Below are 24,673 nucleotides of genomic sequence, written 5' to 3'. Positions count from 1 at the left end.
TCCGGTACGACGCGGCAGTCACTGCGGTCAACGGATCGGTGCGCCGGGGCCGAGCGGGATGCCGAGCATGTACCAGACTGCGAACAACGCCGCCCACACGATCAGCATGCCCAGCGCGACAGGGATGGTGAACGAGGCGAGGGTACCGATGCCTGCATTCTTCTTGTAGCGCTGGATGAGTCCGAGGGTGAGCACGAAGTAGGCCGACATCGGGTCATCGCGTTGGTGCAGGAATCGGCGATTCGGTAGACGGCCTGGGTGGTTTCGGGGTTGACGTCGATGTACATGAGCATCGGCACGAGAACCGGGGCCAGCATCGACCACATGGCCGAACCACTGGTGCCGAGCAGGTTCATCACCAAGATCAGCACCAGCATCATGGCGAACACCACGAGGGGGTGTAATCCCCCGGCTTTCAGCAGTTCCGCGCCCTCGACCGCAACGACGTTGCCGATGCCGGTCCACTTGAAGTAGGCGAGGAACTGCGAAATCGCGAAGAACAGCACCAGGATCGGAGCAAGGGTCTCGATGCCGACGGCCATCGATTCCGGAATCTCACGGAGCTGCCGAAGACTGCCGGTAGTGCGTCCGTACACCCATCCGACCAGGACGAAGGCGATCGCGACGAAGAACGCGATGTTCTGCAGCACGATCGACTGTACGAACCCGCCGTCCTCACCACGCAGCGGCGACGAGGGAGGAAGCAGTGCCGCGACGACGACGGCCACGTACACCGCCAAAGCTGCTCCGGCGCGGCGCATTCCCTTCTTCTCGATCGGCTCGAGATCGAGTGCCAGCTTTTCTGCGCCGTCCTCGACGCCCTCGTCGGCATCGAGATTCATGTGCTTGGCCATCACCAACTCCACCACCAGGGTGATGAAGATCGAAATCACCAGGGACGACGCGAGACTGAAGAAGTAATTGTCCACCGGGGTCACGCTGTAATCGGCATCGACGATCTGAGCGGCGGAGGTCGTCAACGACGACATGATGGCATCGCTGGGCGTGATCAACGGTGACGCGTTGTAGCCACCGGCGATGGCGACGAACGCCACCATCATGCCCAGCACAGGACTTCGGCCCGCTGCCTTGAACGCCATTGCCGCCAGCGGAAGGACGACGATGAATGCCGCGTCGAACATGACGTGAGACATGGTCCCGGCGAAGGCAACCGAGAACGTCACCCACTTGGCGGGCAGCTTCACGATGGTGGCGCGCAGCAGCGTGGTGAGCACACCGGAATGCTCGGCGACGGACACGCCGAGGATGACGGTCACGATGATGGGGAGCGGCGCGAACCCCGCGAAGTTGTCCAGTGCCGTCCCGAAGATCATGGCTACGCCGTCACTGCTGAGCAGGCTGCGAACCATCGACACCTCACCGGTGCTGGGTAGCACCACCCCGGTGCCCAGTGCGGCCAGGATCGCGCTGACCACTGCCAGCACTGCGGCCAGAAGCCAGAACAGCAGGAAGGGGTGCGGCAGTTTGTTGCCGACGCGTTCGATGCTGGACACGAGACGGAACAGTGTCTTCAGTCCCCAGGGCATTCGTGTTTCGGGCGCATCCGCAGTTGCCGGTGGACCGTCGATCTGACTGGACATGATTGACTCTCTTTCGCATACCGTCGGATTGCGACCGAGCCCCGGGCTCGGATGTCCTGCTCACTCAAGTCGGTTCACGTTGCCGATATGTTGCATGTGTGAAATTTTCGGCCGTCTGAGCGAAACCGCCAATCCAACGGCGAAGACGCTCAATGGACGACGATAGCCCGGTGGGCTCCGCGCGGTGGTGCAGTCTTGAAACAGGCTTCCGACAACAACTCCGGCCGATCCGGATCGAAGCGAGGAGTTTCATGACCGGCGACATTCAGTCACTGTCCCTGCGCGCGCTCGCGGCACACATCCGCGATCGCGAGATCTCGGCCCGCGAGGCGCTCGACTCGCATCTGGCTCGCATCGACGACGTCAACCCTGTCGTCAACGCGATCGTGACCTTCGACATCGATGGGGCGACCGAACGTGCGAGTGCAGCGGACCGCGCAACGGTGTCCGGCGAGGCACTGCCCGTTCTGCACGGCGTCCCGATGACGCACAAGGACAACCACCTGACCGCCGGTCTGCGCACGACTTTCGGCTCGCCGATTCTGGCCGACAACGTCCCCACCGAGGACTCGGGCATCATCGCCCGCCTCAAGCGCGCAGGTGTCAACACCACCGGCAAATCCAACGTTCCCGAATTCGCTGCAGGCTCACACACTTTCAATCCGCTGTTCGGTACCACCACCAATCCGTACGATCCGACTCGCAGTGCCGGCGGCAGCAGTGGCGGTGCCGCCGCCGCCATCGCCGCCGGGATACAACCGGCGGGCGACGGGTCGGACATGGGCGGGTCGCTGCGCACTCCGGGATCGTTCTGCAACCTCGTCGGATACCGGCCGTCGTTGGGCCGAATTCCGATGCTGCCCGCCAAGAACCCGTGGGCCTGGATCGCTCGGCAGGGCGTGCTCGCGCACGACATCGAGGACGTGCGCTTTCTGATGCGCGCACTCGCCGGTCCGGATTCGTCCAGTCCTCGTGGTCTCCCGCTGGACGACTCGTACCGCTCGGAGGAAGCCGGCTCGCTGCGTGGGCTGAAAGTCGCGTGGACAACGGATTTCGGTCTCGGCGTACCCGTCGACCGTGAGGTGATCGACGTCCTGAGCCGCCGACTGCACGTGTTCGAGCAACTCGGTGCCAGTGTGGACGTCGATTGCCCGGACCTGTCCGACGCGGACGAGGTGTTCCAGACGACGCGTGCCTTCGACTTCGCCACCGCCTACGGGCAACTGTTGGACGAACACCGGCACCGCATGAAGAGCGCCGTGCAGTGGAACGTCGACAAGGGAATGGCGCTCACGACACGAGACATGATCTCCGCCAACACCGCTCGCAAGAATCTCGATACTGCAGTGCGACAGTTCTTCTCGCGATACGACGTATTGATCGCGCCTGCCGTTCAGGTACTTCCGTTCCCCGCGGACGAGGAGTACCCCGCCGTCGTCGACGGCACCCCGATGAACAACTACCTCGACTGGATGCGGGCCGCTTCGCTGATCTCGGCGACAGGCCTACCGTCACTGTCGATGCCCGGCGGCTTCAGCTCATCCGGCCTTCCGGTTGGATTGCAGATCGTCACCGCCGATCGCGCCGATCACCTGCTGCTTCGGGTGGCACATGCATTCGAAGCCGAGACGGCATTCCACCGTCGTGCCCCCGCATCGGCGGCCGCCACCGTCTGACAGGTCCGACGGGCCGAATTCAGGACCGATCGACCGCGGCGACGATCAGATCGGTCAACTCCCCGATCGCTTCGGCCGGTGTGACTGACCCGGATACGGCACCGTGGGACAACGCGTCTGCGGCCCCGAAGACCGCGGTCAGAGATGGCGTGGACATGCCGTCGGCATCGGTGAACGGACGCAGAATCTCCCGACACCGCTCGAAGTAGGCGCGCTCGGCGGTGCGCTTGACCTGTTCGAGTTCGGGCGAACCTTCGAGTGCCGCAAGCACACCCGTCAATTCCCTCCCCTGGGCCAATGTGCACCCCACGTAGGAGTCGGCAATGGCCTGCGCCCGACCGCGGACCGTCATGGGTGCCGAGTCGAGAGATTCCTCCAGCATCGCCGCCTGCCTGGCATCGAATTCGGTGAACAGAGCGGCAAGAAGTTCGGCGCGGGAAGCGAAGTGGCTGTACACCACCGGTTTCGCGACACCGGCATGCTCTGCGAGCCGTCCGAGAGTCAACGCGTCGGCTCCTTCGGCGCGTACGAGAGCCCAGGACACCTCGATCAACTGGGCGTTTCGATCGGAGCGCGACAGCCTCGTCCGTGCCATTCCGCCACCTCCTTGCTTATGTACTAATAGTAACCTACTGTTCGTACATAGCCGATCTTCCCCAGCCGAAGGAACAGCCATGAACACGCTCGTCGTAGTCTCCCATCCCGACCCGCACTCTCTGACCCATCAGGTCGCTCACTCCGTAGTCGAGGCCATCCGATCCACCGGCACCACCGTGGAGACCGCAGATCTCGCCGCGGAGAGCTTCGATCCACGATTTTCGGCTGCGGATCTGAGCCTGTATCGCGGAAACGGGAGTACACCGTCCGATGTAGCCGAGGAGCAGGCACGGATCGACCGCGCCGAACACCTGGTTCTCGTCTTCCCGATGTACTGGTGGTCGATGCCCGCACTACTGAAAGGCTGGATCGACCGCGTGTTCGTCGAGGGCTGGGCCTACGAATACGGGGACAGAGTATTCGTGAAGAAGCTGGACCGACTCACCATCCATCTGGTCGTCGTCGCGGGAGACGATGCAGACAGCTTCGAGCGCCATGGCGTCCATCAGGCCATTCGAACGCAGATCGAGCGCGGAATAATCGAATACTGCGGTGCCACAGTGGGCTCCACGAACTTCGTATACGGGTCGGACACCAGGAGTCGCGAGGAACTCGCCATCGAGATCGCCACTGTCGGTAGCACTGTCGCAGACCGGGTCGCCGCGCAGCGCGTGCTCACCTGACCTGTAGTAACCACACTCGACGAGTGTGGTCAGCGGATCCGCTTCTGCTCGGCACGGATCAGACCGCCGCCGACGATCAGCCGCTGAATTTCGCTGGTGCCCTCGTACAGGCGGAGAAGACGGACATCTCGATAGATTCGCTCGACCGGAACGCCGCGCATATACCCTGCGCCGCCGTGGATTTGGACCGCGAGGTCAGCGACCGTGCCGACCATCTCGGTGCAGAACAGCTTCACCGCCGATGGCGCGATCCGTCGATCGGTGTCCTCCACCCAGGCCCGGGCAGCCTCACGCACCATGGCCCGGCCTGCCATGACTCCCGTCTGCTGGTCGGCGATCATCGCCTGGACGAGTTGATGATTGCCGATGGGCTCGCCACCCTGCGTGGAAGACGCAGCGTAGGAGACGGATTCGTCCAGGGCACGCTGCGCTTGACCGACGGCGAGAGCTGCGATGTGGACGCGGCCGCGCGCCAACGACGTCATCGCCGCCCGGTATCCGATGTCACCGTTGCCGCCCACCAGGGCGTCGGCGTCGACCTCGACGTCGGTGAACGTCACATCCGCGGTTCCTGCTCCCTGCTGACCCATCTTCGCGTCCTTGTCACCGACCTCGACACCCGCAGCGTCGGCGGGGACCAGAAACACCGCGATCCCGTTGCCGCTGTTCGGCTTCGGGTCCACTCGCGCGAACACGACGAACAGGTCCGCGATGGGCGCATTGGTGATGTAGCGCTTGCTTCCGCTGATGATCCAGCCCGTACCGTCCACTACTGCAGTCGTTCTCAACCCTGCCGGGTTCGAGCCGGCACCGTCCTCGGTCAACGCGAACGACGCAACGACGTCGCCGGCCGCCATGCCGGGCAACCACGTTGCCTTCTGCTCGTCGGTGCCGAACCCGACGAGCACTTGGCCCGCGATTCCGTTGTTGGTGCCGAACATCGACCGCAACGACAGTGTGGTGTAGCCGAGCTCCATGGCAATCTCGACATCCTGAACCAAGTCCAGGCCGAGACCACCGAACTCTTGCGGAATCGCGTATCCGAACAACCCCATCTCGGCGGACTGTCTCCGGAGATCGTCGGGAATCGAATCGGCGTTCATGATCTCGAGTTCACGCGGAACCACCCGCGATCGGACGAACTGGGAGACCTGCTTCTTCACGTCCGCGAAGACGTCGTCGGGTACCTCGGCATTGCGCACGGTCATGGCACCACTATCGACGCTGCCCACGGATCGGACAACCGACAGCCGCGAGTAGTTGACACAACAATCATATTGAGTACCATCGAATACAGTTGACATCGCAACTACTTCGGATGTCCACCCGACGAAAGGTCTCATCGATGACGAAGATCGCAATCATCTACTACTCCGCAACCGGCCACGGATCCACGATGGCGAACAAGCTCGCCGACGCAGCGACGGCGGCTGGAGCCGAAGTACGCGTGCGGCACATCGCGGAGACGCGCGACCCCAGCACCTTCGCCGAGAACCCCGCCTGGTCCGCCAACTACGAGGCAACCAAGGATCTTCCCGCTGCCAGCGGCGACGACATCGTCTGGGCCGATGGCGTCATCCTCGGATCACCGACGCGTTTCGGTAGCACCGCAGCACCGTTCCAGAACTTCATGGACTCGCTCGGCGGCTACTGGGCCAAGGGTGAACTTGCGAACAAGGCATACGCCGCCTTCACCTCGAGCCAGACCGCGCACGGCGGCCAGGAGACCACGCTCATCGGTCTCTACACCTCGCTGATGCACTTCGGCGGCATCCTGGTTCCGCCCGGATACACCGACGGACTGAAGTTCGCCGACGGCAACCCCTACGGCGTCAGCCACGTCACCGGACCCGAGAACAAGAACGAACTCGACGACGCAACCAGCGCAGCGCTGACCCACATGGCCACGCGCGTCGTCACCATCGCCGAGGCTCTGGCGAAATAGAGGCCGGCTCTCCTCACCTCGAGAAGACCGCCCGATTCGCGTTCGCGTCCGGGTCCGCACATCGCCAGTGCGGACCCGGACGTAGTACATGCGTGATGACAAACGGCGTGTTTGTCATCTCGGGCGTGCACCGCCATGCTGTGTGCAGGGAACAGCAACTCCGCTGACTTCTGCGATCGGTCGGTGGCGTCGCCCACCGACTCGTCGCTGCGACGAGTGCGAAACGGACATCGATGAACGATCCCGGCTTCGATCCGCTCGTTCTCCGCGCCCTGTTCGACGAATCCCCCGACATGGTGGCCCTGTCCGCGTTCTCCGGCAGCGTGATCGACGTCAATCCGGTCGGCCTCCGCCTGGTCGGCCTGGAGGAACTGCCGTCGACGGGTCTGACCACCGCAGATTTCTTCACGGCCCGCGGGCTCGAAGTCTCCGGTGACGTCGAACATGCATTGCAGACGACCGGTCACTGGCAGGGCCGTACCGAATTACGCCACTTCGTCTCCGGCGCGGGCATTCCCGTTGCCCTGTCCACGTTCGTCGTCCGACGTTCCGGGCTAGAACCCGACCTGATCGCCACGATCGTCCGTGACCGCACCCGTGGACACCAGCGCGATCTGGACCTGCTTGCCGCGGCTGCATCGGCGGAGAGAATCGCAGTCGAGCAACGGGCACTGGCCGAATTGAGCGCACTTGCCGTCACTGCGGATTTCGATACTGTGCTGACTGCGGCCACGAGCACGGCGGCCAAGTTGGTGGGCGTCGAGTCTGCGGCCCTGGCCCGACGTTCGGAGGACTCGACCGACCCGCTTCTGTCCGTCGACGCGATCACCCGCACGCTCCCACACGATTTCGTGCTTGCCACCGGCGACGGGTCGTTGACCGGTTACGCCCTGGCGCGAAGGGCGATCACCGTGTGTTCCGACGTCGAATCCGAAACACGATTCGACACCTCGCCCATGGCTGCCCTGGGCTTTCGCAGCGGTGCCGCCGTTCCGATCACCATCGGTGCCGGGCTGTGGGGCGTACTGATCCTGTTCGGCCGAGAACCACACGTTTTCGGCGACGGAGATATCGCATTCGTCTCCGCAGTCGCCGGAGTGCTCTCCGCTGCACTCGAACGAGTGGAACTCGACCGCGAGCTGCGCTGGCGCAGCGCGCACGATCCCTTGACCGAACTACCGAATCGGGCGGTGGCGTACGACGCGATCGACACTGCGCTCGCACAGGTCGCGGACACCGGCGGCCGAGTGGCCCTGCTGTTGCTCGACGTCGACGATTTCAAGATCATCAACGACAGCCTCGGCCACGACGTCGGAGACCGCGCACTCGTGCACTTCTCACGCCGCCTGGCCGCGACCGCGAGACCCGGCGATACCGTGGCCAGGCTCGGCGGTGACGAATTCCTGATGATCTGCAATCACATCGACGACGTCGCACATGCCGAACGCGTCGCCGAGTGCATCCGTTCCGCTCTCGCCGCCCCTACCGCGGAAGACGAGGGCGACGACCCGATTCCGGTGAGCGCCAGCATCGGAGTTGCGGTGTCCACTGCGGGCTCGACCCGACGCGAGCTCCTTCGATCGGCCGACCTGGCGATGTACCGCGCCAAGGACACCAGGGCCGGGCACGCCGTCTTCGACTCGAGCGACCTCTACGACGCCGACCGGGTGCGCTCCATGTCGGTGGACCTGCGCCGCGCCGTGGCCTCCGGCGACCTGACACTGGACTACCAGCCCGTGATCGACGTCGAGACCGGACACATCGTTTCCGTCGAAGCTCTGGCGCGTTGGCAGCACCCCAACCTCGGTCCCATCGAACCGTCCGAATTCGTTGCCGTGGCCGAACGCACGGGTGTGGCAACGCTTCTCGACGATTGGGCCCTCACCACCGCCTGTCGACAACTCGTCGACTGGCGCGGGCTGGGCTGCGTCGGCATGCGCGTCAACATCAGCGCGCTGCAACTGCGCGACCCGGCCTTTCCCGATCGAGTGGCTGCCGCCCTGCTCACCACCGGTGCGCACGCTGACGGCGTCGTTCTCGAACTCACCGAGACGGAATGGCTCGCCGACACCGGCACCGTTGCATCGAACTTGGCGAGACTCCACGAGATGGGAGTTGCGTTGTCACTCGACGATGTCGGGAAGGGCTACAGCAGCCTGGCCTACCTCGAACGATTCCCGGTGATCGGCAGCTTCAAGATCGACCGAACGTACATCGACGCTCTCGACACCGAGCGAGGACGAGAAGTGTTGACCGCCATCGTGTCACTGGCGAAAGCCTACGGCGTGACAGTCGTGGGCGAAGGCGTCGAGACGCAGGCTCAACTCGACGCTCTCACCGCAGCGGGATGCAATCTGGTGCAAGGATTTCTGCTGGGTCGGCCCGCCGACGCCGAGCACACGGCACTGCTGCTGTCCCGTGACAGCGCAGCGCGACAACGCTGAGCACGTCGAACACGGGCCTCGATCTCACCGCCGGGGGCGCGCCGATGCGACGAGCATCGCCAGACCCATCTCGAAGGCGCGGGTGGCAATGGGATCGTCGGCATCCTCGTGTTGGACGGTCTCGTAGGCCGCGGCCAACCGCGGGAAAGCCTCCTCCTGGCCGGCAGGATCGAATACGACACTCGGGCCGGACATGTCGAGGACACTGCCGAGGATGAACGATTCGAACGCGGTCAGCAGAGGCAACACGTCCCTGCTCGCCCAGCCCACCGCCTCTGCGGCAACAGAGAAATCCTCGTACTCCGCCAACAGCACCGGGGTCGATGCGCGTGTGGTCATGAGGAGGGGAACGGCGCGGTGATGCTCCGCGAACGCCAATCGATAGGACCTCGCCCATTCGACGAGGCCCTCCTCCCAGGGCAATTCGCGTAGCGGTGCCGAGTCGATTCGGGCCGAGACCAGAGCTCGGACGTCTTCGATCATCGCCGCGCGGTCGGCGACGTGGTTGTAGAGGGAAGTAGGGTTCACGCCCAATTTCAGCGCCACGCCCCGCATGCTCGCACCGTCGGCTCCGTGCCGATCGACCAGGGCCAATGCGGTGCGGGCGATCAGGTCACGGCTGAGAATGGCGCGAGGTGGTCGTGCCATGGTCGCCTCCTCTCGGGCGGTCGTCGAGTACGGACAGCCTTGCATGTCGGGATTTTTTTCGATTCACCCGTTCCCAAAACCGACAGTGTGTGTTTTAGTTCTGTCATGACTTCTTCTTCCTTCACCGTGGTCGAGGCCGATGTCGCCGGCGTTTCCGCCGCGCTCGCCGAGGGCACTGTGACGAGCGTCGAACTGGTAGCGCGTTACCTCAATCGAATCGGGCACTACGACCGCACCGGCATCAGTCTCAACGCCGTCCCGGTACTGAACCCCGACGCGTTCGAGGAAGCCCGCGCAGCCGACCGGCGCCGGAGCGCTGGGCAGACCCTCGGCCCGATGGACGGAATCCCCTACACCGCCAAGTCCAGCTACAAGGTGCGCGGCCTCCCGGTGACGGCCGGCTCGCCCGCATTCGAGACCCTCGTCGCGACCGACGACGCCTTCGCCGTGGCCCAGCTGCGAGCGGCAGGTGCCATTTGCCTGGGCCTGACCAACATGCCGCCGATGGCAGCGGGTGGAATGCAGCGCGGACTCTACGGACGCGCCGAAAGTCCCTACTCCGCAGAATTTCTCACCTCGGCGTTCGGCTCGGGATCATCCAACGGCTCGGGTACGGCGACAGCTGCGAGTTTCGCTGCCTTCGGACTCGCCGAGGAAACCTGGTCCTCGGGCCGCGCACCCGCGTCGAACAATGCGCTCGTCGCCTACACGCCCTCTCGCGGGGTGATCTCGGTGCGGGGCAACTGGCCGTTGGTGCCCACGATGGATGTCGTTGTGCCGCATGCCCGTACGGTCGACGACCTACTGCACCTACTGGACGTGGTCGTGGCCGAGGACGCGGTCACCGAGGGCGACCTGTGGCGCATGCAGGAGTGGGTGTCGATCCCCCCGGCCTCGGATGTTCGGCCCGCGTCCTTCACCGAATTGCCGCCACTGCCGTTGCAGGGGCTCCGGCTCGCCGTACCTCGCCTGTACGTCAACGGCGATCCCGACAGCGCATATCCGATCCACACCCGCGATTCGGTGATGACCCTGTGGCACTCCATGCGCGACGATCTGGTGGCTGCAGGCGCAGAAGTGATCGAAACCGACTTCCCCGTCGTGGAGAACTACGAAGGCCTGCACCCGAACTCGCAGACCATGGTCGACCGCGGTCTCGTTCCCGCCGAGTTCCTCGACCGCGAGCTGGAAGAGCTCTCGGTGTGGGCGTTCGACAGCTTCCTGGCCTCGAACGGGCAGCCCGGTCTGCGCGGCCTGGCCGAGACCGACGGGGCGCGCATCTTCCCGCATCCCACGGGCGCGCTACCCGATCGCTACGGCATTCTGCCGTTCGACACGGCCTACGATCTGGCGGACTACGTTCCCATGGCGAAGGCAGGGGTGACGCCGTTCGATCGCATTCCGTCTGTGGAGGCCGGCATGCGCGGATTGGAAGAGGTCCGCCGCGTCGACTTCGAGAAGTGGTTGCAGGACAACCGGTTCGACGCAGTCGTCTTTCCTGCCGTCGCCGATGTCGGTCCCGCCGACGCCGATGTCGACGTCGCGTCCGCCGATATCGCCTGGCGCAACGGAGTCTGGGTGGCCAACGGCAATCTCGTGCCCCGCCACCTCGGCATACCCACCGTCACCGTTCCCATGGGGTCGATGAGCGACACGTCGATGCCGGTCGGCTTGACCCTGGCCGGTGCGGCCTACTCCGATTCGACCCTGCTGCGTCTCGCCCGTTCCGTCGACGCCCTCGGGGCACGACGAGTGGCTCCCGCACGCACCCCGGCACTGACCGACGAGCACGTGTTCGACGGCATCGTCGGTGCCGGTGACTCGGATGCCTCCATCGCAGTGACCGACGTGCAGATTCGGCCGGGATCCGCGGGCGACGAACTCACCTTCGCCGTCCGGATCGACGGCGGTTCCATCGACGACGTACAGGCTTTCGTCGACGGAGTGCGGGTGCCGCTCCACACGACGGGCAGCGCCGTCACCGGGACAGTGTCGATTCCGCCGGGTTCGTACGACACCCTGCACAGTGAGTGGCGGGCACCGTACGGTCCCCTCGTCGTCGCCGTCGCCCGCTGCGCAGACGGTGGTGTCGCCGGTGCCATGGCGACCACCGACGGATCGCCTCTCTGATCATGACCATTCCACTGACGCCCGACGCCACCCGGCTTCCACTGAACACTCGACGAGCGACGTCGACATTCGGCATGTCCGTACTCGGCCTGCTGACCGCAAACCTGTTGCCGTTCATGGTGATCGCACTCCAGGACTCCCTCGGCGTCAGCGTCGCCGAGGCGGGGACCATCATGACGGGCTCGCTGCTCGCCACCGCGCTGGCCTGTATCGCGGTCACCCGACTGGCCGAGGGGTCGCGGCGGATCGCGGTAGCCCGAGTCGGTCTCGTGGTGACCGCACTCGGATTCGGTGTCGCTGCGTTCCCGCTCGGTGCCACCGTCACTGTCGTCGGCGTCATCGTCGGAGGTGCGGGAGCCGGCGGCGCACTGGCCGCGAGCGGTGCAGCTCTGGCGGCACTGCGCAATCCCAACCGGATGTCGGCCGCCAACGGACTCGTCAACCGAGCCGTCGTGACCCTCGTCCTCGCGGTGATCCCGCTGGTCGGGGTCGGCCTGGGCAGTGTCTACGGATTCGTCGCGGCTCTGGCGGTCGTTCTCCTGGTGACGTCGGGTTGGTTGCCCGCCGCACCCGTACTCGACTCACCCGACCCGGTGCGACGGGCTGTGGAGCCGCCGGCCTCGGTCGGCACGCGGCGCATCACAGTTGCCGGAGTGTCCCTGCTGGTGATGTACGCGGTGTGGGCGATCAGCGAGGATTCACTCTGGGCGATCGCAGGCACCATGGGCGCAGACAATGCGCAGCTGAGCGACGCAGCACTCGGTGTAGTTCTCAGCGCATCCAGCGCAGGGGGATTCTTCGCCGCCCTCGTGCTCATCCTGCTCGGCGACCGGGTGGGCCGCGCACTTCCGATGGCGGTCCTACTGATCGTCGGTGGTGCCCTGAAACTCGGTACGTCCCTCGCCACCGATCCCACGGTGTACGGCGTGCTCCTCGTCGCGTGGAACTCGGTGTACCTGGCGGCCTTCCTGTTCTTCATCGCCACCGCGGCCGCACTGGATGCCAACGGCAGATTCTCGGGTCCCTCGCTCGGCGTGTATCTCGTGGGTACCAGTTTCGCTCCAGCGTTCGGTGGTTGGCTCGTGGAGTCGTTCGGCTACAGCACATTCGGCTGGGTCGTAGGCGTGACCAGTTGGTTGTTGGTCGTACCGGTCGTTCTCGTCGCACGCTTGTCCACCCGCGTCGAACAGGCAGAAAACCAAGCACGGCAATCGGATTCGCTACCGCAGGAGACATCTCGATGACAACCCCGACCACCCGGACCGCACTGGTGAACGGCAGGATCCTCAGTTCCTCCGGCACTCTGGAGGCCGTCGCCGACGGTAGCTTGGCCGAGGCCGATCGTGTGGTGATCGACGGCGACCACATCGCCGAGGTGCACCTGCCCGGCACCACGCACGCGGCGTCCGCCGACGTCACGGTGGACCTCGAAGGCCGATTCGTCCTCCCCGGATTCGTCGACTCGCACGTACACCTGTTGTGGCTCGGTGCCGGGCTCAGCAGCGTAGCCCTCACCGACGCAGGCGATCTCGCGGAGATTCGACGCCGGCTGGTCGACGCACGAGAATCCCTCGGCTCCGAGGCGACCATGCTGCGCGGCCGCGGATGGCTCTTCGATGCCATCGACGGTGAACCCACCGCAGCCATGCTCGACGAGGTCGTCTCGGACATTCCGGTGTTCCTCGACTCCAACGACATGCACTCGATCTGGGTCAACACCGCCGCACTCGAAGCGATGGGAATCGACGCGACGACAACGGATCCGGCCGGTGGCCGGATCTCGCGTCTTCCCGACGGCTCACCCGCCGGGATGATGTACGAACGCGCCGCGCACGAATTGGGTTGGGCCTACCTGTCTTCGGTCACCTCGAACCAGGATCGAGAGCGACACATAGGGCTTGCGCTCGACGCGTTCGCGGCCGCCGGTGTCACCTCGGTCGTCGACATGGGGATGGACGAAGACGGCTGGCGCGCGCTGTGCGGTGTCGCGCAGCGCTCGGGAGGCCGGCTACCGGTCCGTGTCTCGGCGCATTGGCTCGTCGTCGATACCGGTGACGCGCAGCGCAATCTGGACCAGGTGAACCGTGTTCTCGAGCTGCGGAACGACCCGACACCGTGGCTCGAGCTCGTCGGTATCAAGCTCGTACTCGACGGTGTCATCGACGCGTGTACCGCAGCGTTGAACTACCCGTACGCCAACGGCACCAACGGAGACCTGTTGTGGAGCGCCGAGGCCCTTCTACCCGTCGTCGTCGCCGCGGATGCTGCACAACTGCGTCTGGCCATCCATGCCATCGGCGATCTGGCCAGCGACATGGCCCTCGATGTTCTCGAGGAGATGATCGACGTCAATGCGCCGTGGGATCGGCGACCGCGGCTCGAGCACCTCGAAATCGTCAGCGATCGGACACCCGACCGAATGGCTCGGCTGGGCATCACGGCATCGGTACAGCCGGTGCACTCCGACCCTGCGATCCAACCGAACTGGCGCGCACAGTTGGGCGACGACCGCGTCGAACGCGGCTACCCGTGGACGTTGTTCACCGCTGCGGGGGCCCGCCTGGCATTCGGCACCGATGCCCCGACCGCGCCCCACGAGGCGCTGGCGAATTTGTACATCGCCACGACGAGACGCTCGGCCACCGACCACTCGCTGCCACCGAACGAGCCGCAGTTCGCGGTGCCGCTCGACGCCGCCCTACGCCACGCGACATTCGACTCCGCCGCGTCCTTCGGTGCCGATTCGCGGGTCGGTCGAGTGCAACCCGGTATGTACGCCGACCTCGTCGTACTGGACGGTGACGTACTCGACGGAGGCACTCTGTTGGCTGTGTCGGTCGTGCGCACCATCGTCGGCGGCAAGACCGTGTTCGAGAAAGAGACCGAGGATACCCATGTCTGACACCGTGTTCGACTTCTTCGCCCAGCCCGAGCTACCGACGCCGACCCTCGAGTCCGACGAGGTTCGTAGGCTGATGGAACTAAACTTCGGATTGGCATGCACCCTCACCGAACTGGGCAGCCAACAGGACCAGAACTTCGTGGTTCGCGACATCGACAGTGGTGCCCCGGTCGGCGTCCTCAAGCTCAGCAACCCGGTGTTCAGCGAGTCCGAGATCGAGTTGCAGGACCTCGCCGCCAGCATCGTTGCCGAGCGAGAGCCGACGCTGCGTACCCCCAAGGTGGTCGTCGGCCCGCGCGGACCGATGTCCGCATGGTGGAACTCGTCGCAGGGGCGCATCCACGGCCGGGTCATCGAATTCATCTCGGGGACAACGCTGATGGGCTCGAACTATCTCTCCCCCGCCACGACCGCGCGGATGGGTGAACTCGCAGGAAAGGTGAGCGTCGCACTCTCCGATGTCGACCACCCGGCGTCGGGCCGGGTGCTGCAATGGGATCTGCGCCATGCCGATCGCGTCATCGCGACGCTGTTGCCCGACGAGCCGGACCAGGATGTCAGCGATTTCATCACCGACGTCACCGCATCGTCCATGCATCAGTTGCATTCGGTGTCGGCCGACCTGCCCCTTCAACTCGGTCACTTCGACATCACCGACGACAACGTTCTCGCGCCGACTGCACCCGGGTCGCTCCCCGACGCCGTCATCGACTTCGGCGATGTCAGTCGATCGTGGGCGGTCAACGAAATTGCGGTGACCTTGTCCTCGCTGCTGCACCACGACGGCTTCGCGCCGGTCGACGCACTGCCCGCCATCCGCGCCTTCCATGCCGCACGTCCGCTGAGCGAGAACGAGATCGAGGCACTGTGGCCATTGGTCACCCTGCGCGGAGTGGTACTCGTACTCAGCGGCCGTCAGCAGGTACGCCTCGACGCCGGGAACTCGTACGCCGACTCCGCGCTGGATCGCGAATTCCGCATCCTCACCCAAGCAGCATCGGTGCCCTGCGCCGTGATGACCGAAACCATCCGTCGGGCACTGGGTTTGGACGCCCGGCCGCGACCGACCTGGCAGGGCGAACCGTTGGTCGCCGGTATGTCCGACGCCGTGACCATCGACGCGGGCACCACGTCGACCGTCAACGACGAAGGGCGCTGGCTCGACCGACACACCCTGACGGCCGCCGCGCTTGCCGCACTCGATGCAGGCGCTCCCGCCGCAGTGGTACCTGCGTGGTCTGCTCGACTCACCGGTGGACCCAGCCGCACTCCCACAGAGCCGGCCACGATCTCCACTGCGCTGACCATCTGGCTCGCCCAGGACACCACGCTCGACGTGCCTGCAGACTGCTACACCACGCACACCGACGACGGCATCACCGTCACGTTCGGTGACGACGCCGTCCACTTCGTCGGAGTGCAGAACTCGCCGAATACCCCTGTGCTGCCGGCGCGTACACCGATCGACGTTCAGCTCACGCGCGCGGACTCGGGGCCGATACCTCTGCGCGTCGAGCCCTCGTATTCCCACGGTTGGTCGGTACTCGCCGGAGACCCAGCGCCGGCACTCGGGCTGCCCCCTACCGTCGTCGCCCCCGAGGACGACACCCTCGAGCGCCGCGAACGGCTGCTCGCCGAGGTCCAGGAGCACTACTACGCGGAGCCGCCCCGCATCGAGCGGGGGTGGCGTGAGTACCTGGCCGATGTCGACGGCCGGGTCTACCTCGACATGGTCAACAACGTCGCGTCCGTCGGCCATGCCCACCCGAAGGTGGTGGCGGCCGCCCATCGGCAGATGCAACTGCTGAACACCAACTCGCGCTTCAACTATCGTGCGATCACGGAATTCGCAGAACGCATCACCGCGACCCTCCCCGACGAACTCGACACCGTGTTCTTCGTCAACTCCGGTTCCGAGGCCACCGATCTCGCCATCCGCATCGCGATGGCCGCGACCGGACGTACCGACATCGTGGCCATGAAAGAGGCCTACCACGGGTGGACCTTCGCCAGCGACGCCGTCTCGACCTCGATAGCCGACAATCCCAATGCCCTTGCCACCCGGCCGGACTGGGTACACACCGTCGACGCCGCGAACTCCTACCGAGGAAAGCACCGCGGTGACGATGCGGCCCGCTACGCCCCCGAGGCCGTGCAGTTCATCGACGACCTGGCCGCTGCAGGGACTCTCCCCGCCGGGTTCATCGCCGAGTCCTATTTCGGCAACGCCGGAGGTGTCGCACTTCCCGACGGCTACCTCCAGCAGGTGTACGCCGCCGTCCGCAGGCACGGTGGCCTTGCGATCTCCGACGAGGTGCAGGTCGGTTACGGCCGACTCGGCGAATGGTTCTGGGGCTTCCAGCAACAGCAGGCGATTCCCGACGTCGTGGCGGTCGCGAAATCGATCGGCAGCGGCCAACCCGTCGGCGTTGTGGTGACCTCCCGGAGGATCGCCGACCGCTACCGCACCGGTGGTTACTTCTTCTCGTCGACGGGCGGGTCCCCGGTGTCGTCGATGATCGGCCTCGCCGTGCTCGACGTCATCCAACAAGAGGGGTTGCAGGAGAACGCGCGCGTCGTCGGTGGGCACCTGAAGTCTCGATTGCAAGCGCTCGCGGCTGAGGATCCGATCGTGGGTACCGTGCACGGATCGGGTCTGTACCTGGGACTCGAATTCATCCGTGACCACACCACCCTCGAGCCTGCGACCGAGGAAACCGAGGCCATCTGCAACCGGCTCCTCGAACTGGGAGTCGTCATGCAACCCACCGGCGACCACCAGAACGTGCTCAAGATCAAACCGCCCCTGTGCGTCTCGAAGGAATCGGTCGACTACTTCGTCGACTCGTTGAACAGAGTCCTGACCACCGGCTGGTAAGGGCGAATCGGCTCCTCGGTTTCGCGGCGAGGCTCCGAGGGCGGCAGTGATGAGAGTATTCAGGGCATGACGCAACTCGGTCTCGGACTTGCCGCACTCGGACGCCCGGAGTATCTGACCATCGGGCATTCGTGTGCGGTGGACGGGCGGTTCGACCCGGCTGCGCTCGAGCAACATTGCCACGCAGTACTGGACGCCGCCTGGGACAGTGGCATTCGGCACTTCGACGTCGCCCGCTCCTACGGTCTGGCCGAGCAGTTCCTCGGCAGCTGGTTGTCTGCCCGTCCGAACCGGCGCGAGGAACTCGTGATCGGCTCGAAGTGGGGATATGCCTATGTCGCCGACTTCCAGCGGGGCGCGGAGGTACACGAGGTCAAGGAACACTCGGTTGCACGTCTGGCCGAGCAGTGGCCGCTTACCGTGCGCGACCTCGGCGGAAAGCCCGACCACTACCTGATTCACAGCGTCACCCCGGACAGCCCTGCCCTTCGCGACGCAGCCCTGCTCGACGATCTACGCGCGCTGGCAGCCGGTGGCACGCGCATCGGCATCAGCACCAGCGGGCCGCACCAGGCCGAAGTCGTGCGTGCCGCGCTCGCTACCGGGGTGTTCGGCTCGGTGCAGTCGACGTGGAACCCCCTCGAACCGTCCGTCGCCCCCGCCCTGGCGGAGGCGCACGAGGCCGGCTGGTTCGTCGTCGTCAAAGAGGCGATGGCGAACGGCCGACTCGTCGCCGAGAACTCCGAACTCTCCGCGCTCGCCGACTCGGCCGGAGTCGGACGCGACGCGCTCGCACTGGCCGTCGCCCTCGCGCAACCGTGGGCCGATGTGGTGCTCTCCGGTGCCGCCACGGTGGCGCAACTCGAACAGAACATCGCTGCGCTCTCCATCGACCACGACGTGATCGCGGCCGGCGACCTGAACATTGCCGACCTGGACATTGCCGAGTCGCCGCAGAGCTACTGGGACAACCGCTCCCGCATGGCCTGGACCTGACCTCCGTCCACCTTTCTCGAATCGGCGCGTTCAGTGGCGTCGAGGCATTCAGTGACGGGTCGCGCTGAACACGTCGACCGGATGCGGAACTCGAAGCCCGCCAACCGCATCCGGAACCGATACCGCCGCGAGGTAGGCCCGCACCGGCTCGTGCAGCTCGGGCGTCAACCGGGCTTGCACCGCGAAGTCCAGCACGTCGTCGCTCGCGGCGGAAAGATCGACCAGCGCATCGAGAGTCACCGTGTCGTCGAGGACGATCTCGGCGTCGACGAATGCTTTCTCGACGTCGGCGCTGAACCACTGCCGATGGCCCTCGAGTGGAGGGGCGAGGACTTCGACGAGTGCGTTGAGCGCGGCCGTCGGCGCAATCGCCACCCACAGTTCGCCGCCGGGTCGCAGCAGGGCGAGCGCGGCACGCAACGTTGCTCGTAAGTCTGCGACGTAGTACATCGAGTGCACGAACATCACGACGTCGAAAGTCTCGTCGACGGGTGCGTCGTCGAACGATGCAACGTACGCGTGGGCGTCGAGTTCGGCGGCCTCGAGCGCCGCCATCGTGGCGGCGAAGAGCTCGGTACTGCCGATCCAGGGGTCGATGCCGACGTACCGGACCGTACGGCCGGGTGCCCGCAGCACCAGGCCCGCTGCAAGCCTGGCATCGAGCGAACCGTCCCCGCAGCCCACCGACAGCACCGATAGCGGTCCGTTCCCCATCCCGGCCAGCCGATCTGCGAAGTGCTGGGCGATCAGACCGCGCTGATCGGAGAGCATCTCGAAGGCGGCGTGGTGCTCGGCGTAGGACTCGGGCGGCAGGCCCGCCAGCGCCTCGGCCCCGCGCCGCATCGCCCGCAATCCGTCGATGAGCACGACGGCAGTGTCGGTCGGCGAATTCGGAGCTATGTTGGACATTGGACCGAGTCAACCATGACGCCCCGGCCGGTGCGTCGTAGTTGGCTTCCTAGGAGGAATCTCGTGAGCAGCGGAGACACAGCCGAACGCAGTCTCGAGCACTGGAGCGAGGCGGGCCGCACGGGTATGGAGGCGTTCTACGCTCTGGCCACCGAGGACTATCACCAGCTGGCGTTGGCAGCCGATTGGCCGACGCTGCTCGCCGGCCGGGCTCACGAGGGTTGGTCGCTACTCGACGTGGCCTGCGGCAGCGGTAAGTTCCCCACTGCGCTCCGTCGTTACACCGACCTGTCCGCGGTACCCGAGGTCGCCTACGACCTGCTCGACCCATCCGAATTCTCGGTGGCCGAGGCACGTGGAGCTCTGGCCGCGCCTTTCGTCGCGCGGCACGATCTGGTGATGACGCTGCAGGATCTGCCCGCCGATCACGCAGGCTACGACGTCGTGTGGGCCACTCACGCGCTCTACGCCCTTCCGCCCGCCGAGTTGGATGCCGCAGCCGAAAGATTCGTTGCCGCACTGGCTCCCGGTGGTCTCGGTCTGGTCGCGCAGGCAACGGAAGCCTCCCACTACATCGCCTTCTACGATGCCTTCCGCGCCGGCGTGCGCGAAGCGACGCCGTACACGACGGCCGAGCAGGTGCGTGACGCGCTGATCCGCGCGGGTGCGGACGTGCGTGATCAGCGCGTCTCTTACACCACCGGAACGTCCGATCGCGCTGTCGCCGAGGGCTTTCTGCAGCGGTGTGCCTTCGACGACTCCGTGTCCCTCGACGAGATGGAGGCGGCCCCCGTGCTCGGTGACTACCTCGCTTCGTGTCGCGACGCGTCCGGTTCCTACACCTTCTCGCACGAGGCGGCCCTGCTGTGGCTCTGAACAACCCTGCCACCAACGAGCTTCTGCCCGAACGCAATCGCGAGGGCGGTATCGACCAGGACTGGGCGGGCAACGATCAGGACTGGTGGGACTGGTACGTCACGCTGGCCGCCAACGACGCCGCACCCGCAGAACTCGTCGATGGCCCTGGACTGCCGGATGTCGAGGCCGCCACGGACGAACAAGTCGAGCACGAACTCGCCGAGCCCTACGATCTCGACCCGGCGGCCGTCGACGCATTCGCGCGACACGCCTTCGTGCGGCTGCCCGCGGTGTTCTCGCCTGCCGTCGTACGACGCCTCGCCGAGCGGCTCGAGGAGTTACTGCGAGCCGAGCACGGCGACGACGTTGCGGGCCGGTTCACCGCGCTCGAGCAGATGTGGCTCCACGACGACCTGATGCGTGCCGTAGCACTGTCACCCCGGATCGGCGGCCTGGCCGCGGCACTGCTCGACGTGCCCGGCGTTCGGCTGTACCACGACAATGCGCTGTCCAAGGAGCCCGGCTGCGGACGCACACCGTGGCACCACGACGCCGAGCACTTCCCGTTGCAGACCACCGACGCCGTCACCGCCTGGATGCCGATGTCGGCCATTCCGGGCCCGATGGGTCCACTGTCGTTCGCGCGCGGACGCGACGTTCTCGGCGAAGTCGCAGACCTCAAATTCGACAAGGTCGGCACCTCCTACGACGAGGCCGTCACCCAGCGCTTCCGCACGCGCAACGTTGCGGTGGAGTCCGAGCCGTTCGCCGTGGGAGACGTATCGTTCCACTCCGCGCTGTGCTTCCACACCGCAGGCCCGAACCGGACGACACAGCCGCGTCGCGCACTGGCCACCACCTACTTCGCCGACGGCACCCGCGTCGTCGAGTCGCCGACCCTGATCAGCGGCACCTGGCGCGAATTCCTCCCCGGCATCGAGCCCGGTGGCCTCGCGAACTCCGAGCTCAACCCGGTGGTCGGCCGCCGGGACTGAGACGCCGATTCTGCGGGGCCAGCAGTTTCAGTGGACGTGCGTACACTGAATCCGGTGGGGACGAAACCTGGACCGGGGAAGAAATCTCGGCGCACACAGGAGTGGGGTGAGCTCGGCGAGCTCACACTTCGCGAGTTGGCGTCGGCTGCGGGTGGCGTTCGCGCGGTCCACTCGGCAATTGCACGACGCACGTTTGCTGCCGTAAAGCTCGGTATCGGTCCCGCCGCCCTGCCGACACAACTGATGCACGACGCGATCGCCGCCGGCACGTACGCGAGCATCGCGGCCGCCTGCACCGGCGCAGCCAAGATCGTCGGCTCCTTGACCGACGGCTCCCTGGCTGACGGCTCCCTGACCGACGGCGACGACGTGGCCGAGGACGACTCGCGGCCGTCACCGTCGCACACCAGCCGTGGCGCGCAAACCATCGCCGTTCTGAACGGTCTCATCGGCGACGACATGGAGAGAACAGCCCGGGTACTGGCCCATCCGATGTCGATTCGAGTCGACGGACGCCCTGTACCCCCGGAGTACCGAGCCTTGGCCGCCGGGTTTCCCACTGCGGGAGCGCACCTCGTGGTGTTCGTCCATGGGCTGGTCGAAACGGAATACGCATGGCGGCTCGGTGGGCGGCCCACATACGGAGAGCGGCTGGACGCCGAAGCCGGGACGACCTCGATCTTTTTGCGCTACAACACCGGACGGCGAATTGCGTCGAATGGCGTCGACCTGTCGGACTTGTTGGAGCAGCTCGTACCGGCATGGCCCGTCCGGGTACACCGGATCACGTTGGTCGGACATTCCATGGGCGGGCTGGTCTCACGCAGCGCTGCTCACCACGCTGCCGAAGGCGGTCGACGATGGGTGGATCTGCTGACGGACGTATTCACTCTGGGGACACCACATCTGGGCGCGCCACTTGCTCACGGCGTCCACGTCGCCGCGGCCGCAATGGCACTCGTACCCGAGACCCGGCCGTTCGCGAACCTACTGGCGCGTCGAAGTGCCGGAATCCGTGATCTGATCCACGGAGCGATCACCGACGAGGACGGTCATGCTCGTTACACCGACAGCTTCGATATCGGTGCAGCCATGGACATCTCGGTTCCGGAACGGGTGCGTCATCATCACGCGTCCGCGGTCGTCACCGGAAGTCCACGCAACCCGGTCGGAGTCTTCGTGGGCGACGGTCTGGTCCGTACCGACAGCGCCGGAGGTCGAAACAAGCTCCGCAACATAGGACTTCGACCGGACGACGGTCTCGCGATCTACAGTGCTCACCATTTCACCCTCCTCAACGACGAGAGGGTGTACAGCTGGATGCGGCGCAGCCTGGTCGATAACACTGCAGATCTCGGCCCGGGATTCTGATTCACCAGGTCTGCTCGCGTCGGTTCGCCCGGCTCTACCCGAGTACCGAGGTCAGCTCCGGCCGCTTCGCCATACGACGGTCGCCCGAGGATCGTCTGCGGATTCGACGAGTCAACCACGGCGCGAGAAACATTCCGGCCCAGGTGAGGTCGGCGCGAACTCGGGAGTGCAGGCGCGGGCTGGCGAGCGGTGCCAACGGGAGATTCCATGCGTCGGTAGCGCCCGGTAGACCGAGGGCGTAGGCGGCGGCCGCAGCGAGTCGCGCATGTCCCGTCTCGTTCAGATGCAGTCGGTCCCAACTCCATAGCCGAGGATCGGAGGCCACGTCGTGCTTCTCGAGGTCGATCACCACGACATCGGATTCGGCTGCGACTCTGCGAATCTCGGCGTTGAGCTCGGTCATACGCCTGGCGATGACGGTCCTTCCGGGGACCGGGTGAGCGAGGCGGGGAAACGTCATGGTGATCACGGTGCAGTCGGCCGCTCGGAGCGCGGCGAATATTGCGCCCACTTCACCTGCCACGGTCCGCGCATCGAACTGCGGACGCAAGATGTCGTTGACACCGGCAGCGACGGACGCGACCGTCGGCTTCAACGCCAACGCAGCCGGCAACTGCTCGGCCTTGACCTGCGCAGCCTTACGACCACGTACCGCGAGGTTGGCGTAGACGACCTCGTCTGCACTCTCGGCCATGTGCTCGGCGAGCCGATCGGCCCAACCACGAAAGCCCGTGTCGTCGTTGCCGTCGTTCAGCCCTTCCGTCTGGCTGTCGCCCAGGGCTACGTATCGCAATTGTTTCGTCCGATCCACCACGTCCACCGTTCTTTCACTTGACGTCAATATACAACAAATTGTCTAATATCTGGCCTGCCCGCCACCTCGCGACGGGTACTGTCCTTGATCATGTCGCTACGTGATGCTGTGCTCGCCGCACTGGTCGACGGGGAGATGTCGGGTTACGACCTGTCCAAGGCGTTCGACGCAACCGTCGCCAACTTCTGGACTGCCACTCCCCAACAGCTCTATCGCGAACTCGACCGAATGGACCAGGACGAGGTGATCTCGGCGCGACTGGTCGAACAGGACGGTCGACCCAACAAACGCCTGTTCAGCCTCACCGACAAGGGACGTGCAGCGCTGCGCCAGGTGAGCCATCGGCAACCGAAGCTTCCGGCCATTCGCGACGAGCACCTGGTGGCTATCCACGCTCTCGAAGCCGGGGACCTCGAGCCGATGACCGATGCGATCCGAGAACGAATGCAGCTCTCACGAGACAAGCTGGCTCGGTACGACCGGATGGCGCACCGCCTGCTCGACGGACGTACCGAGACCGAGTTCCTGGCCACCGCCGATCGCATCGGCCCGTATCTCACCCTGATGCGCGGACGGATGTTCGAGGAGGAATCGCTTCGCTGGGGTGCCCGCGTCCTCGAAGTACTCGACACCCGCGCTGAACGCGGATGATCCCGCCGAACACCCTTTCATAGTCGCAAAGTTGTGTAGTCTTCGGTCACCAGCCGAGGGCGCCTCAGGCCCTGGCCCCACCCAGGAGATGACGCGTGCAGCAGTTCCGACAGGCCGTCGAGGCCAACGACCACGACGCCATGGCCGCCACCCTGGCCAACGACGTCGTCTTCAGCTCCCCCGTCGCATTCAAGCCGTACCGCGGCAAGCAAACGACCGCGGCTATTCTGCGCGCCGTCACCCGCGTCTTCGAGGACCTTCGCTACGTGAAAACCGTCGAAGACATCGGCGGCCGTGATCACGTCCTGTTCTTCGAGACCCGCATCGACGACGTGACCGTCCACGGTTGCGACATCCTCCACCTGAACTCCGACGGCCTGATCGACAATTTCACCGTGATGGTGCGTCCGCTGTCGGCTGCGCAGGCACTCTCGAAGGCCATGGCGACAGAATTCGCCGCCGAAATGGGTTCGATGGCTTCCGCAGAGAAGCAAGACAAGCAGTGATACCGGGCTTGTGGAACGAACAGAGCCGCGCACCTCTGGGTGCGCGGCTCTGATCAGTATTGGGTGACG

Annotated in this window: 19 protein-coding genes and 1 pseudogene; 14 read left to right on the top strand and 6 right to left on the bottom strand. The window is 65.4% G+C overall.

All coding sequences use genetic code 11. The features are described 5' to 3' along the window. Positions 1–27: 27 nt before the first annotated feature. A pseudogene (locus J1M81_RS21460) lies at positions 28–1,547 on the bottom strand (AbgT family transporter). 305 nt (positions 1,548–1,852) lie between these two features. On the opposite strand from J1M81_RS21460, the gene J1M81_RS21455 reads away from it, so the two are divergent. Further along, positions 1,853–3,277: an amidase gene (locus J1M81_RS21455; protein ID WP_206498802.1), complete on the top strand. Its 1,425-nt coding sequence runs from the start codon at positions 1,853–1,855 to the stop codon at positions 3,275–3,277. A gap of 19 nt (positions 3,278–3,296) precedes the next feature. Here J1M81_RS21455 and J1M81_RS21450 read toward each other — a convergent pair whose 3' ends face one another. Next, positions 3,297–3,872, bottom strand: a complete 576-nt coding sequence (locus J1M81_RS21450; protein ID WP_206498801.1) for a TetR/AcrR family transcriptional regulator — start codon at positions 3,870–3,872, stop codon at positions 3,297–3,299. A 79-nt stretch (positions 3,873–3,951) separates the two neighbouring features. Between J1M81_RS21450 and J1M81_RS21445 the strand changes: the two genes are divergently transcribed. Beyond that, entirely contained in the window at positions 3,952–4,557 is a 606-nt protein-coding gene (locus J1M81_RS21445; protein ID WP_206498800.1) for an NAD(P)H-dependent oxidoreductase, read from the top strand. A 29-nt stretch (positions 4,558–4,586) separates the two neighbouring features. Here the strand turns inward: J1M81_RS21445 and J1M81_RS21440 are convergent, their stop codons facing one another. After that, the gene (locus J1M81_RS21440; protein WP_206498799.1) at positions 4,587–5,765 is read right to left on the bottom strand and encodes an acyl-CoA dehydrogenase family protein; all 1,179 of its coding nucleotides are present in this window, start codon (positions 5,763–5,765) and stop codon (positions 4,587–4,589) included. A gap of 137 nt (positions 5,766–5,902) precedes the next feature. Between J1M81_RS21440 and wrbA the strand changes: the two genes are divergently transcribed. Together wrbA and J1M81_RS21430 are read left to right on the top strand one after the other, a co-directional pair. After that, positions 5,903–6,502 carry an NAD(P)H:quinone oxidoreductase gene (wrbA, locus tag J1M81_RS21435; RefSeq protein WP_032367317.1) on the top strand — a complete coding sequence of 200 codons (600 nt, stop codon included), beginning with the start codon at positions 5,903–5,905 and terminating at the stop codon, positions 6,500–6,502. Between the two features lie 233 nt (positions 6,503–6,735). Continuing rightward, entirely contained in the window at positions 6,736–8,946 is a 2,211-nt protein-coding gene (locus J1M81_RS21430; protein ID WP_206498798.1) for a bifunctional diguanylate cyclase/phosphodiesterase, read from the top strand. Between the two features lie 24 nt (positions 8,947–8,970). Here the strand turns inward: J1M81_RS21430 and J1M81_RS21425 are convergent, their stop codons facing one another. Beyond that, the gene (locus tag J1M81_RS21425) at positions 8,971–9,594 is read right to left on the bottom strand and encodes a TetR/AcrR family transcriptional regulator (RefSeq protein ID WP_032367318.1); all 624 of its coding nucleotides are present in this window, start codon (positions 9,592–9,594) and stop codon (positions 8,971–8,973) included. A 105-nt stretch (positions 9,595–9,699) separates the two neighbouring features. Between J1M81_RS21425 and J1M81_RS21420 the strand changes: the two genes are divergently transcribed. The 5 genes from J1M81_RS21420 (at position 9,700) to J1M81_RS21400 (ending at position 18,500) form a co-directional block, all read left to right on the top strand. Further along, entirely contained in the window at positions 9,700–11,724 is a 2,025-nt protein-coding gene (locus J1M81_RS21420) for an amidase (protein WP_032399240.1), read from the top strand. 2 nt (positions 11,725–11,726) lie between these two features. Next, a complete protein-coding gene (locus tag J1M81_RS21415) occupies positions 11,727–12,968 on the top strand; it encodes an MFS transporter (protein WP_032391862.1) in 1,242 nt (413 codons plus the stop codon). Then, positions 12,965–14,626: an amidohydrolase gene (locus tag J1M81_RS21410; protein ID WP_206498797.1), complete on the top strand. Its 1,662-nt coding sequence runs from the start codon at positions 12,965–12,967 to the stop codon at positions 14,624–14,626. Before J1M81_RS21415 ends, J1M81_RS21410 begins: the two co-directional genes overlap by 4 nt. Continuing rightward, complete coding sequence (locus tag J1M81_RS21405) at positions 14,619–17,504, top strand: aminotransferase (protein WP_206498796.1); 2,886 nt, start codon at positions 14,619–14,621, stop codon at positions 17,502–17,504. The genes J1M81_RS21410 and J1M81_RS21405 overlap by 8 nt, the downstream gene beginning before the upstream one ends. Before the next feature lie 66 nt (positions 17,505–17,570). Continuing rightward, positions 17,571–18,500, top strand: a complete 930-nt coding sequence (locus J1M81_RS21400) for an aldo/keto reductase (protein ID WP_206498795.1) — start codon at positions 17,571–17,573, stop codon at positions 18,498–18,500. Between the two features lie 48 nt (positions 18,501–18,548). Here J1M81_RS21400 and J1M81_RS21395 read toward each other — a convergent pair whose 3' ends face one another. Then, positions 18,549–19,409, bottom strand: a complete 861-nt coding sequence (locus tag J1M81_RS21395; RefSeq protein WP_206498794.1) for a methyltransferase domain-containing protein — start codon at positions 19,407–19,409, stop codon at positions 18,549–18,551. Between the two features lie 63 nt (positions 19,410–19,472). Here J1M81_RS21395 and J1M81_RS21390 point away from each other — a divergent pair, with 63 nt between their 5' ends. Genes J1M81_RS21390 through J1M81_RS21380 form a run of 3 tightly spaced genes read left to right on the top strand, consistent with a single transcriptional unit; the run spans position 19,473 to position 22,633 of the window. Continuing rightward, positions 19,473–20,285 (top strand): class I SAM-dependent methyltransferase, encoded by an 813-nt coding sequence (locus J1M81_RS21390; RefSeq protein ID WP_057473594.1) that lies wholly within the window; start codon positions 19,473–19,475, stop codon positions 20,283–20,285. Further along, positions 20,276–21,262, top strand: a complete 987-nt coding sequence (locus J1M81_RS21385; protein WP_052061261.1) for a phytanoyl-CoA dioxygenase family protein — start codon at positions 20,276–20,278, stop codon at positions 21,260–21,262. The genes J1M81_RS21390 and J1M81_RS21385 overlap by 10 nt, the downstream gene beginning before the upstream one ends. Before the next feature lie 54 nt (positions 21,263–21,316). After that, a complete protein-coding gene (locus tag J1M81_RS21380) occupies positions 21,317–22,633 on the top strand; it encodes a triacylglycerol lipase (RefSeq protein WP_206498793.1) in 1,317 nt (438 codons plus the stop codon). 34 nt (positions 22,634–22,667) lie between these two features. Here the strand turns inward: J1M81_RS21380 and J1M81_RS21375 are convergent, their stop codons facing one another. Beyond that, positions 22,668–23,447: an SGNH/GDSL hydrolase family protein gene (locus tag J1M81_RS21375; protein ID WP_206498792.1), complete on the bottom strand. Its 780-nt coding sequence runs from the start codon at positions 23,445–23,447 to the stop codon at positions 22,668–22,670. Between the two features lie 90 nt (positions 23,448–23,537). Here J1M81_RS21375 and J1M81_RS21370 point away from each other — a divergent pair, with 90 nt between their 5' ends. After that, positions 23,538–24,098 (top strand): PadR family transcriptional regulator, encoded by a 561-nt coding sequence (locus J1M81_RS21370; RefSeq protein ID WP_032386475.1) that lies wholly within the window; start codon positions 23,538–23,540, stop codon positions 24,096–24,098. A gap of 95 nt (positions 24,099–24,193) precedes the next feature. Then, positions 24,194–24,604, top strand: a complete 411-nt coding sequence (locus J1M81_RS21365; protein WP_206498791.1) for a nuclear transport factor 2 family protein — start codon at positions 24,194–24,196, stop codon at positions 24,602–24,604. Positions 24,605–24,673 lie beyond the last annotated feature (69 nt).

Origin of the sequence: Rhodococcus sp. KRD175 (genome assembly GCF_017168275.1) — a bacterium.
Classification (GTDB): domain Bacteria; phylum Actinomycetota; class Actinomycetes; order Mycobacteriales; family Mycobacteriaceae; genus Rhodococcoides; species Rhodococcoides fascians.
Note: the sequence above shows the minus strand (reverse complement) of the source record. Positions and strands in the feature narration are given on the sequence as shown.

Bases quoted from the DNA above. Each gene is read 5' to 3' on its own strand.
- J1M81_RS21450 (WP_206498801.1), bottom strand. From the start codon at position 3,872: ATGGCACGGACGAGGCTGTCGCGCTCCGATCGAAACGCCCAGTTGATC.
- J1M81_RS21425 (WP_032367318.1), bottom strand. From the start codon at position 9,594: ATGGCACGACCACCTCGCGCCATTCTCAGCCGTGACCTGATCGCCCGC.
- J1M81_RS21415 (WP_032391862.1), top strand. From the start codon at position 11,727: ATGACCATTCCACTGACGCCCGACGCCACCCGGCTTCCACTGAACACT.
- J1M81_RS21370 (WP_032386475.1), top strand. From the start codon at position 23,538: ATGTCGCTACGTGATGCTGTGCTCGCCGCACTGGTCGACGGGGAGATG.
- wrbA (WP_032367317.1), top strand. From the start codon at position 5,903: ATGACGAAGATCGCAATCATCTACTACTCCGCAACCGGCCACGGATCC.
- J1M81_RS21405 (WP_206498796.1), top strand. From the start codon at position 14,619: ATGTCTGACACCGTGTTCGACTTCTTCGCCCAGCCCGAGCTACCGACG.
- J1M81_RS21445 (WP_206498800.1), top strand. From the start codon at position 3,952: ATGAACACGCTCGTCGTAGTCTCCCATCCCGACCCGCACTCTCTGACC.
- J1M81_RS21400 (WP_206498795.1), top strand. From the start codon at position 17,571: ATGACGCAACTCGGTCTCGGACTTGCCGCACTCGGACGCCCGGAGTAT.
- J1M81_RS21440 (WP_206498799.1), bottom strand. From the start codon at position 5,765: ATGACCGTGCGCAATGCCGAGGTACCCGACGACGTCTTCGCGGACGTG.
- J1M81_RS21455 (WP_206498802.1), top strand. From the start codon at position 1,853: ATGACCGGCGACATTCAGTCACTGTCCCTGCGCGCGCTCGCGGCACAC.
- J1M81_RS21410 (WP_206498797.1), top strand. From the start codon at position 12,965: ATGACAACCCCGACCACCCGGACCGCACTGGTGAACGGCAGGATCCTC.
- J1M81_RS21395 (WP_206498794.1), bottom strand. From the start codon at position 19,409: ATGTCCAACATAGCTCCGAATTCGCCGACCGACACTGCCGTCGTGCTC.
- J1M81_RS21430 (WP_206498798.1), top strand. From the start codon at position 6,736: ATGAACGATCCCGGCTTCGATCCGCTCGTTCTCCGCGCCCTGTTCGAC.
- J1M81_RS21420 (WP_032399240.1), top strand. From the start codon at position 9,700: ATGACTTCTTCTTCCTTCACCGTGGTCGAGGCCGATGTCGCCGGCGTT.